This is a genomic window from Streptomyces sp. RP5T (genome assembly GCF_003933965.1).
Classification (GTDB): Bacteria; Actinomycetota; Actinomycetes; order Streptomycetales; family Streptomycetaceae; genus Streptomyces.
This window is the reverse complement of sequence record NZ_RSAJ01000401.1, coordinates 1-7924: the sequence shown is the minus strand read 5'-3', so window position 1 is coordinate 7924 and position 7924 is coordinate 1. Positions and strand designations below refer to the sequence as shown.

7 protein-coding genes are annotated in these 7924 nt (G+C 70.7%); 5 read left to right on the top strand and 2 right to left on the bottom strand.

Annotated elements, in window-relative coordinates:
- Window positions 1-366: 366 nt before the first annotated feature.
- The 3 genes from EHS43_RS31290 to EHS43_RS31280 all read left to right on the top strand — a co-directional run bounded on the left by EHS43_RS31290 (window position 367) and on the right by EHS43_RS31280 (window position 4514).
- Window positions 367-2556, top strand: coding sequence for an RICIN domain-containing protein (locus tag EHS43_RS31290; RefSeq protein WP_125194061.1), 2190 nt, complete (start codon window positions 367-369; stop codon window positions 2554-2556).
- 73 nt (window positions 2557-2629) lie between these two features.
- Window positions 2630-3742 carry a chitinase gene (locus EHS43_RS31285; RefSeq protein ID WP_125194060.1) on the top strand — a complete coding sequence of 371 codons (1113 nt, stop codon included), beginning with the start codon at window positions 2630-2632 and terminating at the stop codon, window positions 3740-3742.
- A 13-nt stretch (window positions 3743-3755) separates the two neighbouring features.
- The gene (locus tag EHS43_RS31280; RefSeq protein WP_185806490.1) at window positions 3756-4514 is read left to right on the top strand and encodes an NPP1 family protein; all 759 of its coding nucleotides are present in this window, start codon (window positions 3756-3758) and stop codon (window positions 4512-4514) included.
- A gap of 40 nt (window positions 4515-4554) precedes the next feature.
- Here EHS43_RS31280 and EHS43_RS31275 read toward each other — a convergent pair whose 3' ends face one another.
- Complete coding sequence (locus EHS43_RS31275; protein WP_125194059.1) at window positions 4555-5520, bottom strand: pirin family protein; 966 nt, start codon at window positions 5518-5520, stop codon at window positions 4555-4557.
- Between the two features lie 91 nt (window positions 5521-5611).
- Here EHS43_RS31275 and EHS43_RS31270 point away from each other — a divergent pair, with 91 nt between their 5' ends.
- Window positions 5612-6094 carry a MarR family winged helix-turn-helix transcriptional regulator gene (locus EHS43_RS31270; protein WP_125194058.1) on the top strand — a complete coding sequence of 161 codons (483 nt, stop codon included), beginning with the start codon at window positions 5612-5614 and terminating at the stop codon, window positions 6092-6094.
- Window positions 6091-6537 carry a winged helix DNA-binding protein gene (locus EHS43_RS31265; protein WP_125194057.1) on the top strand — a complete coding sequence of 149 codons (447 nt, stop codon included), beginning with the start codon at window positions 6091-6093 and terminating at the stop codon, window positions 6535-6537. Before EHS43_RS31270 ends, EHS43_RS31265 begins: the two co-directional genes overlap by 4 nt.
- Before the next feature lie 7 nt (window positions 6538-6544).
- Here the strand turns inward: EHS43_RS31265 and EHS43_RS31260 are convergent.
- The coding region (locus tag EHS43_RS31260) for a PepSY domain-containing protein (RefSeq protein ID WP_148104129.1) at window positions 6545-7924 on the bottom strand (1380 nt) is incomplete at its 5' end.

Sequence of the window (7924 nt, the reverse complement as noted above, 5' to 3'; positions counted from 1 at the left end):
GCGCGGGACGGGCCGGTGCCGCGGATCAGGCGCAGATGGCGGCCCCTGGCGTGACGCGGCGACGACGGCCTGGCCGACAGGCGGTCCTCGATCCGGTCCATGGCGTACAGCAGCACCCCCAGCGCGGGCAGCAGCGACACAGCGACGGTGATCACAACGCGGTTCCCTCCCGGCCGACAACATGCAGCCGGGTATCCCCTCGTCGCCCGCCCAAGGCTGCCGATCCGGAAACTTCCCGTCCCGCCACCCAACGCACTTCCCTCAAACCTTACTTCATCTCTTGACGCAAGTGGTCCATACCTTTAGGTTCACGGGTCAGCCAGACACACCGCGCGCCACCCCCACACCCCATGAAGGGCTCTGCCCATGCACACCCTCACGCGCCTCCGCAGAACCGGCGCCGCCACGCTCGTCACCGTGGCCGCCGCGTCCGCGCTGACCGCCACGACCACCCCCGCTCACGCCGCCGCCACCGCACTACCCAGCGGCTTCTCGACTGTCATGAACGCGGCAAGCGGCCGCTGTCTGGACGCCAGGTCGGCCGGCACCGCCAACGGCACCGTCGTGCAGCAGTACGCGTGCAACGGCACCACCGCCCAGCAGTGGAGTTTCACCGCCACCAGCGACGGTTACGTCCGCATCGACAACCGCAACAACACCGCCCAGGTCGTGGACGTGGCCGACGTCTCCACCGCCGACAACGCGCCCGTCCACCTGTGGACCTACGGCGGCGGCGCCAACCAGCAGTGGCTGCCCGTCCACGACGGCGGCGGCGCCTACCACTTCGTCAACCGCAACAGCGGCAAGTGCCTGGACGACTCGGGCGCCTCGACCGCCGACAACGTGCAGTTCGTGCAGTACACGTGCAACGGCAGCGCGGCCCAGCGCTTCCAGGTGGTCCCCGTGACCCAGTCCGCCACCAACCCCGACCTCGGCCCCAACGTGGTCGTCTTCGACCCGTCGATGTCGTCCTCGACGATCCAGTCGCGGCTGAACTCGATCTTCCAGCAGCAGGAGACCAACCAGTTCGGCTCCCAGCGCTACGCCGTCCTGTTCAAGCCCGGTTCCTACACCGCGGACGCCAACGTCGGCTTCTACACCCAGGTCGCGGGGCTGGGCCTGACCCCGGACGCGGTCACCGTGAACGGGGCGGTGCACGCCGAGGCCGACTGGTTCCAGGGCAACGCGACCCAGAACTTCTGGCGCGGGGCCGAGAACCTGTCCGTCAACCCCGTGAACGGCGGCGACCGTTGGGCGGTGTCGCAGGCGGCCGCGTACCGGCGCATGCATCTGCGCGGCAACCTCGCCCTGGACGACAACGGCTGGTCCAGCGGCGGTCTGCTCGCCGACACGAAGATCGACGGACAGGTCGACTCCGGCAGCCAGCAACAGTGGCTGACCCGCAACTCGCAGCTCGGCAGCTGGACCGGATCCAACTGGAACATGGTCTTCGTCGGCAGCCAGGGCGTCCCCGGCACCACCTTCCCCAACCCGCCGCACACCACGGTCGCGCAGTCCCCGGTCAGCCGGGAGAAGCCGTTCCTGTACGTCGACGGCGACGGCGCGTACAAGGTGTTCGTGCCGTCGGTGCGGTCCAACTCGACCGGCACCAGCTGGGCGAACGGCACGCCGGCCGGCAACTCGCTCTCCCTGGACACCTTCTACGTCGTGAAGCCGGGCGCCAGTGCCGCGGACATCAACGCGGCCCTGTCCGCGGGGAAGAACCTCCTGGTCACCCCGGGCGTGTACCACCTGAACCAGACGCTCCAGGTCAACCGCGCCGACACCGTCGTACTGGGTCTCGGACTCGCCACGTTCGTCCCGGACAACGGCGTCACGGCGATGAGGGTGGCCGACGTCGACGGCGTGAAGGTCGCGGGCGTCCTCTTCGACGCGGGCACCACCAACTCGCCGACCCTGATGGAGGTCGGCCCGACGGGCTCCGCCGCCTCCCACGCCGCGAACCCGACCTCCCTGCACGACGTGTACTTCCGCGTCGGCGGCGCGGGCGTCGGCAAGGCCACCACCAGCCTCGTCATCAACAGCGACAACGTCATCGGCGACCACATGTGGATCTGGCGCGCCGACCACGGCAGCGGCGTCGGCTGGACCACCAACACCGCGGACACGGGCCTCGTCGTCAACGGCGACAACGTCACCGCGTACGGCCTGTTCGTCGAGCACTACCAGAAGTACCAGACCGTCTGGAACGGCAACGGCGGCCGCACGTACTTCTACCAGAACGAGATGCCCTACGACCCGCCCAACCAGGCTGCCTGGACGAACGGTTCGACGCAGGGCTACGCCGCCTACAAGGTCGCCGACTCCGTCACCAGCCACCAGGCCTACGGTCTCGGCAGCTACTGCTACTTCAACGTGAACCCGGCCGTGGTCGCGGAACGGGCCATCGAGGCGCCGAACACCTCCGGGGTGCGCTTCCAGAGCATGGTGACCGTCTCCCTCGGCGGCACCGGCACCATCCGGCACGTCGTCAACGGCACCGGCGGTCCGTCCAACTCCTCGACCAACGTGGCGAACCTGACCAGCTACCCGTAGAGCTCCGCCCTCCGGCCGCCCCTCCTCACCGAGGGGCGGCCGCCCCCACACCCCCCAAGGAGCGTGCCCACTCATGTCCTCATCCCTCCGCGGAGGCCGTCTCGCGGTCTTCGCCGTCCTCGCCGCCGTGTTCACCGCGCTGCTCACGGTGACGCCCGCGCACGCCGCCTCCGGCACGATCACCGGCCTCGCCGGCAAGTGCGTCGACGTGGCGGGCGCCTCCACCGCCAACGGCACGGCCGTCCAGCTCTACGACTGCAACGGCACCGGTGCCCAGATCTGGTCCAACCCCGGCGACGGGACCCTGCGGGCGCTCGGCAAGTGTCTGGACGTCGTCGACCGCAGCACCGCCGACGGGGCCGCCGTACAGCTCTGGGACTGCTCGGGCGGCGCCAACCAGCAGTGGGTGGTCTCCGGCGCGCGGGACATCGTCAACCCGGCCGCGAACAAGTGCCTGGACGTCCGGGACAACAACAGCGCCAACGGCACCCGGCTCCAGATCTGGACCTGCGCGGGTACGGCCAACCAGAAGTGGAACGCGCCCGCGAGCGGAGGCGGCACACCGTCGGGATTCGTCGTCTCCGAGGCGCAGTTCAACCAGATGTTCCCGAACCGGAACTCCTTCTACACCTACAGCGGCCTGGTCGCGGCGCTCGGCGCGTACCCCGGCTTCGCCACGACGGGCGGCGACACGGTGAGGAAGCAGGAGGCGGCGGCCTTCCTCGCCAACGTGAACCACGAGACCGGGGGGCTGGTGTACGTCGTCGAGCAGAACACCGCCAACTACCCCACCTACTGCGACTGGAACCAGTCGTACGGCTGCCCGGCCGGTCAGGCGGCCTACTACGGGCGGGGCCCGATCCAGCTCTCGTGGAACTTCAACTACAAGGCGGCGGGCGACGCGTTGGGGGTCGACCTGCTCAACAACCCCTGGCTGGTGCAGAACGACTCCGCCGTGGCGTGGAAGACCGGCCTGTGGTACTGGAACACCCAGTCCGGCCCCGGCACCATGACCCCGCACAACGCCATGGTCAACCAGGCCGGCTTCGGCCAGACGATCCGCAGCATCAACGGCTCCCTGGAGTGCGACGGGCGCAACCCGGCCCAGGTGCAGAGCCGGGTCGACGCCTACAACCGGTTCACGTCGATCCTCGGGGTCTCCCCCGGCGGCAACCTCTACTGCTGAACAGGGGAATCACATGCGCGCGTTGAGATCCCTGACCACGGCTCTGGGCGCCGCCCTGGCCCTCGTCGTGTCGGTCCCCGCGACCGCCCACGCGAACGTCCTGACCCTGCTCCCCCAGAACGCCGACGGTCTGGAGCAGACCTTCTCCCCCGCCTACGACTACGACCGGGACGGCTGTTACGCCACCGCCGCGATCGGCGCCGACGGCACGATCAACCCGGGGCTGAGGCTCGGCGGCGACGTCAACGGCAAGTGCCACGACTACGCCCAGCTCGCCAACGCCAACACGTACGCACGGGCGAAGTGCAACAACGGCTGGTGCGCCGTGATGTACGCCAGTTACTTCGAGAAGGACCAGGCGACGCTGGGTCCGGCGGCCATCGGGCACACCCACGACTGGGAGCACGTCGTGGTGTGGGTCGCGGAGGACCGAGTCCAGTACGTGTCGGTGTCCCAGCACTCCGGGTACCAGATGGCCGCCGCCTCCGCGGTGCGTTTCGACGGCACCCATCCGAAGATCGTCTACCACAAGGACGGTGTCTCCACCCACTGCTTCCGCTTCGCGACCGGCGGCGACGAGCCACCCGAGAACGCCACGGGCGGCTGGTTCTTCCCCCGGCTCGTCGGCTGGGACGGCTACCCCGCCGGCTACCGCGACAAGCTGCTCTCCGCGGACTTCGGCTCGGCCACGCTCAAGATCGACGACGCCGACTTCCCCTACGCCCTCGCCCACTCCAAACCGGCCGGAATCCCCTTCGACCCCTACGGCTGAGGCCCGTCCGCCGAGGAAACCGCCGTCCCGCTCCCGCGCGTCAGCGCACCCTCCCCCGCGGCTTCAGCGGCAGCGGCGGGAGTTCGGGGGCGGACAGCGGCGCGCCGTCATATCCCTTCACCTCGCCGAAGCGTGAACCCGTCATCCAGTCCTCGCGGGCCCGCTCGATCTCCTCCTGGGACCGTCCGATCCAGTTCCAGAACATCACCAGTTCCTCCTCGAACGGCTCGCCGCCCAGGAGCATCAGGCCCGCGTCGGACTCGGCGCGCAGCGGGAGTTCGGTGCGGCCGCAGCCGAGGTAGAGCATCGAGCCGGGCAGCACCGGCACCCCGTCCACGTGGGCCTCGCCGGACATGGACAGGACGGCGTACTCGAAGTCCGGTTCCAGCGGCAGGCGTACGTCCGTGCCGCGGGCCAGGGCCAGGTCGGCGCCGACGATGGGGGTGTAGGCCGTTCCGGGTGAGCGCGCGCCGTCGAGGTCGCCCAGGATGAGCGTGGCCGTCAGACCGGGCGCCGTGACCCGGGGAAGGTCGGTGTGGTGCTCGAAGTGCGGGTCGGTGTGGCGGTGGCCGTCCGGGAGGGCGACCCAGAGCTGGGCGCCGTGCAGGAAGCGGGCGTGGGACTTGGGGCTCTCCTCGGAGTGGCTGATCGCCCGGCCGGAGGTCATCAGGCCCAGCTCACGGGGGCGGATGGTCTGGAGGCTGCCGGTGGAGTCGCGGTGCAGGACCTCGCCCTCGTGCAGCCAGCTCACCGTCTGCAGGCCCATGTGCGGGTGCGGCGGGACCTGCATGCCGGGCTCGTCGGCGATGTCGTCGGGGCCGTAGTGGTCGACGAAACACCAGGCGCCGACCATGCGGCGGCCCAGGTTGGGCAGCAGTCGGCGCACCTCGCTGGACTCGCCCAGCTTCACGCGGCGGGGGCTGAGGAGTTCGCGCACGGGTTCCGCCGCCACGAAGCCGCGGCCGCCGCACAGGGCGGGAACCGCCTGGCGATCAAGATTGCTCATGAGGCCCAACCTAGCCCGGCGAGGCGTTTGCCGTCATGCCCTCCGCGAAGAACAGTAGCCATGGATATAGTAGCCATGTACTGTATCGGCCATGAGTACGGCATACGAGGGCGCGACGCCCGGTTTCCTGGTCTGGCGACTGTCGATGAAGTGGCGGGTCGCGGTCGACCGCGCGCTGGCGCCGCTCGGCCTCACGCACGCCCAGTACTCGGTGGTGGCCTCGCTGTACGGCATGCAGCGCGGCGGTGAGCGCCCCAGCCAGCGACGCCTCGCCGACCGGACCGGGCTCGAACCGCTCTACGTCTCCAAGCTGGCGCGCTCCCTGGAGAGCGCCGGCCTCCTGGAGCGCGCTCGCGACCCGCGCGACCCGCGCGCGGTGCAACTGGCGCTCACCGAGGAGGGCCGCGAGCGGACCCGGCAGGCCATCGACGTCGTACAGGTGCTGCTGGAGCACCTGCTGGCACCGCTCGGCGGCCAGGGCAGCGCACGCACCCGGGAGTTCAAGCGTGAGCTGACGGCCCTGCTCGACGCCCCCCTCGATCCGACGAACGAGAACCTCAAGGAGCAGTCATGACCACCACCACTCCCGCTCTCAACCCCCGCGTCATAGCCCTGGCCCACTACGCGGCCCGCGCACTCCTCGAACACGCCCTCGCCCGCCGGGGCATGACCTTCCAGCAGTCCGTCACCCTGCGCCTGGCCGCCGTGGCGGACGGACCGGTCGAGCGTGACGGCGTGATCGAGGACGTCGTCGGCGCGCTGAAGACCGACCCCGCTCAGGCGCGCTCCGTGCTCGACGAACTGATCGCCGAGGAACTGGTGGCTCCCCATGGGCCGTCCCAGGTGCTGATCACGGACGCCGGCCGGGAGCTGTTCGAGACGACCGCCGCCGAGACCGCGCCCATCACCGCCCGGGTCTACGAGGGCATCCCCGAGGAGGACCTCGTCGTGGCCGGGCGGGTGCTGAGCCTCATCACCGAGCGGGCGAACAGGGAACTCGCCGCCCTGACAGCCTAGTCGGGCCTCAGGCAGCCGTCTTCCTCCCCCGCCGGTGGGCGATCTCGCCGAGGACCACGTCGGCGGCGATGAAGCCCGCCAGCGGAATGCCGAGCAGTGGCACGAAGTAGCCGAGGACGGCGACGAGCACCACACCGGGCACCAGGATCTGCGGCGGGACCTGCTGCCAGGCCCCGCGCGGGACCGGCCGCCCGAACGCGGAGCCCCGGCCGCGCTGCCACCACATGCGGTAGCCCCACACGATCAGCAGCACCAGCGACAGCGCGAGGACCATCAGGGCGAGCTGGTTGGCCAGGCCGAACAGAACGCCGGTGTGCAGGTCGATGCCCCAGCGGGTCAGCTTGGCGAGCAGCGGGTAGTCCGCGAAGCGCAGGGTGTCGGTCACCTCGCCGGTGGTCGGGTCGACGGCCACGGAGTCCTGCTTCTCGGGCCAGCTGCGCTGCACCTGTCGTACGACATAGGCGGACGTCTCGTCGGCGGGCGGGACGATCTCGACGGGGTCGCCGAGTTTCTCGGCGCGGGCCGCGGACAGCACCTTGTCGAGGCCGACGCCGTGCTCGGCGTCACCGGCCGAGGCGGAGGCGCCGTGGCCCGCGTGGTCGCCGCCCGCGGCCGCGGAGACCGAGGGCGTGGACTGGCCGAGCGAGGTGCGCAGTTCGTCGATGTTGGCGCCGGCGTACGTCGACCAGGTCAGTCCGGTCGCCGACAGGAAGACGAAGCCGGCCGCGGCCCACACGCCGACACTGCCGTGCAGGCCGAGGGTGCGGCGCCGCCCGCTGGTGCCGCGGACCTTGCGCAGGGCCCGGCGGCGGGAGAACCACAGCACGATGCCGCCGCCCGCGATCACCCACAGCCAGCTGGCGGCGAACTCGCTGTAGAGGCGGCCGTTCTCGCCGAGGTGGAGGTCACGGTGGAACTCGTCGATCCAGGTGCGCAGCGGCAGTGCGCCGGTCGAGCCGTACTGCTCCAGGGCGCCGCGGACCTTGCCGGTGTACGGGTCGACGAACACGGCGAGGGTGTGGTCGGGGTCGACGCCCTTCACGCCCGACAGCAGCACCCGGGTCGTCGCGTCGGCCTCGGGCGAGGGGCGTATCGCCGAGACCGTGCCCTCGGGGTGTGCCTTGCGGGCGGCGGCCACCTGCCGGGAGAGGGGCAGCTTGCTGTCGCCGACGGCGGCGACGGTCATCTCGTGCCGGTAGACGATCCTCTCGGCCTGAAAAGCGCCCGCGTACAGGAAGCCGGTGACGGCTGCGACGAGCAGGAAGGGGGCGACGAACACCCCGGCGTAGAAGTGCAGACGCAGGACGAGCGGGCGCAGCGGGGCCCATCCGCCGGTCGCCCGCGTGGGGGCGGCCGGCTGGGGGGCCTCGTCGGTGCTCGTCGAGGG

Excerpts from the sequence above, each read along its gene's own strand:
- EHS43_RS31290 (WP_125194061.1), top strand. The coding sequence starts at position 367 with ATGCACACCCTCACGCGCCTCCGCAGAACCGGCGCCGCCACGCTCGTC.
- EHS43_RS31285 (WP_125194060.1), top strand. The coding sequence starts at position 2,630 with ATGTCCTCATCCCTCCGCGGAGGCCGTCTCGCGGTCTTCGCCGTCCTC.
- EHS43_RS31280 (WP_185806490.1), top strand. The coding sequence starts at position 3,756 with ATGCGCGCGTTGAGATCCCTGACCACGGCTCTGGGCGCCGCCCTGGCC.
- EHS43_RS31275 (WP_125194059.1), bottom strand. The coding sequence starts at position 5,520 with ATGAGCAATCTTGATCGCCAGGCGGTTCCCGCCCTGTGCGGCGGCCGC.
- EHS43_RS31270 (WP_125194058.1), top strand. The coding sequence starts at position 5,612 with ATGAGTACGGCATACGAGGGCGCGACGCCCGGTTTCCTGGTCTGGCGA.
- EHS43_RS31265 (WP_125194057.1), top strand. The coding sequence starts at position 6,091 with ATGACCACCACCACTCCCGCTCTCAACCCCCGCGTCATAGCCCTGGCC.